Origin of the sequence: Vibrio sp. 10N.222.48.A3, from assembly GCF_041475345.1 — a bacterium.
Taxonomy (GTDB): Bacteria; Pseudomonadota; Gammaproteobacteria; order Enterobacterales; family Vibrionaceae; genus Vibrio; species Vibrio tasmaniensis_A.
On sequence record NZ_JBFRVX010000341.1, the window covers coordinates 1 to 2,239 of the forward strand.

General features: G+C 42.0%; 3 protein-coding genes. 1 reads left to right on the forward strand and 2 read right to left on the reverse strand.

Going from position 1 to position 2,239, the window contains the following annotated elements; genetic code table 11:
- Positions 1–12: 12 nt before the first annotated feature.
- Positions 13–531, reverse strand: coding sequence for a DUF2271 domain-containing protein (locus tag AB4653_RS10800; RefSeq protein WP_102257992.1), 519 nt, complete (start codon positions 529–531; stop codon positions 13–15).
- Between the two features lie 70 nt (positions 532–601).
- Positions 602–1,231, reverse strand: a complete 630-nt coding sequence (locus AB4653_RS10805; RefSeq protein WP_032555053.1) for a PepSY-associated TM helix domain-containing protein — start codon at positions 1,229–1,231, stop codon at positions 602–604.
- A gap of 178 nt (positions 1,232–1,409) precedes the next feature.
- Here AB4653_RS10805 and AB4653_RS10810 point away from each other — a divergent pair.
- Positions 1,410–2,239: hypothetical protein (locus tag AB4653_RS10810; RefSeq protein WP_372104128.1), on the forward strand; the 830-nt coding region annotated here is incomplete at its 3' end.

Below are 2,239 nucleotides of genomic sequence, written 5' to 3' on the forward strand. Positions count from 1 at the left end.
CTTCTTTATCTACTACTTAACGATATAGTTGAGCGTAATCTGACCGGTCTCTTCCGTTGGTTCTAATTGGTAAGAAGCATTTTTGTCAGTGAGTGCTACTTTTTGGCGAAGATAGTTTCGGCCACCATGTTCACGTACAACTTCAATATGAACCGTGTATTCACCTTGCTCTAACGATTGACCGGCATCATTTTTGCCATCCCAAGCAAAACGATATTGACCAACAGGACGTGTTGCGGAAGTCACCGCATCAACGAGTTCGCGGTCGTAACGTCCGACTTTTCGCCACCAACTTCGTAAATCTTTAAGCCATTCATCTTGGCCGACCCAAAGCTCGATCGTTTTCACTGACTTTCTTTCACTGTTCTCTACCCATATCGCTACGTAAGGGCGCTTGTATGGAGAAGCCTCAATTCTTGGTAACTCGAAATGCACATCGAGCTTTGCTGTGTCAGGAAGCACCTCAGCCATGCCTAAGCTTGGTAAAAGAGACAAAGCAAGGAGCGATTTACTCCAATTCATATTTTTCATGTTTAACAACCTTTCAAATCCGTTGCGCCTTTAATTCACCCTCACACCGCCTCATGGAACGGATAGCGGGTTACGGTACGGCGACAAAATAGATAGCAAGTGAAATTGCAGACCCAAATACCGTCCATTTAATAGAGGTATTAAGTGTTTTTTTCTTAGGTAACAGTAAGCACACACCTGTCAGTACAAAGAAGACCATCAATAGCGCAGTAATATCGATGAACCACTTCCACACTTCACCGCTATTACGCCCTTTGTGTAGGTCATTCAACAATGCAATAACGCCATAATTCGTTGTTTCGACTTCCACCATTTCAGAAGTCACATCGACGAACACAGAAGCGTTGTAGCCAGGTCCTTTGAAGTCCATAGACACTTCACCGATGAGCAACTCACCGTCTTCAATCTCTGCGTAGATGTCTAAACCCGAAGGAACGCCAGATAGGTTTGCTTCTTCAAACAAAAACGTTTCAAAAGCAGACTCGTCGGCTTTCAGTCGACCGTCTTGGATCGTAAACAAACTCGTGGGAAGCGTTAGCGTAGAGTGTTGGATATTGGGTTGGCTGGATTCAAATAGCTCAGGGCGATTAAGGGTGATGCCTGTCACTGAAAAGAAAAGAACAACAAACAACAGCGCCATAGAAATATAAACATGAAGTCGACGAGCCCATGATTGAACCGCCCTACTTTTTAACGACATACAAACCAATACCTATAGATTTTATGGCGACAATTTAGTTGATAATCATTCGTATTGGCATTCAATTTACATTATTTACGTTATCCATAATGTAAGTGGCCGAGTTACAAGTTATTACAGAACGCTCCTAAGAATACCGTTAATGTATTAAGCAACATTTGCTTAGATAAGGGTCATCATGAAAAGTTTATTGCTAGGGGTAACCATTCTTCTACTGTCTGCTTGTAATTCAAATTCAAGCTCGAGTTCACCTAAATCCACGACACCGACGGCCGTTGCTAGCGTTGAAAATGTGGCTGACAAAGCGATGATCAAGCAGATCGGAGCATACATGAAATTGAATTACTGGGATGGATATAATTACGCCAAAAGACCCCACTACCTGATTCGTGTCAATGCTAAAGATGAGCCTATAAATGCATTCATTATTAATCCTCAGTCAGTTCTAAAAAGTGCGACCAAGATCAGTTCAGCAGAATCTGGTGGTATGAAAATCTATGAATACAAAAAGGAAATGCATAGTGCCGTAACTAAGATAAACAACGGTTCAAATAACCTGTACACCTTCGACTTACTTATTGATGGTCACAAATACTACGCACAAAAATACACGGATGCAGTCGCTAACAATCAACACCCATTTACCAATGACCTTTTATTTGCGCCTCATGAGGTATTCCACATCTATCAAACCTCTTGGGCGAACAAAAGCAATTGGCGACAGGACGTTGACAATTACCCTACAACCAAAAGCATTATCCAAGACGAGTTAATACTCACCGAGCTGTTTGATGGACTACCTAGAAAATTGACTAAGGTGGAAGCTCGTGAGCTGTTGAAACAATATGTGGCAATTAGGCAACGACAAATGCTTAACGACAATACATCGTTGGTTGAGAACATGGCCCTAGCACAAGAACGCATAGAAGGCTCGGCAGAATACATCACCGTCTTAACAGCCAGAAAAGTATATAAAAACAATAGCTTGAGCTTCGATAAAGGAAGAAG

Excerpts from the sequence above, each read along its gene's own strand:
- AB4653_RS10800 (WP_102257992.1), bottom strand. The coding sequence starts at position 531 with ATGAAAAATATGAATTGGAGTAAATCGCTCCTTGCTTTGTCTCTTTTA.
- AB4653_RS10805 (WP_032555053.1), bottom strand. The coding sequence starts at position 1,231 with ATGTCGTTAAAAAGTAGGGCGGTTCAATCATGGGCTCGTCGACTTCAT.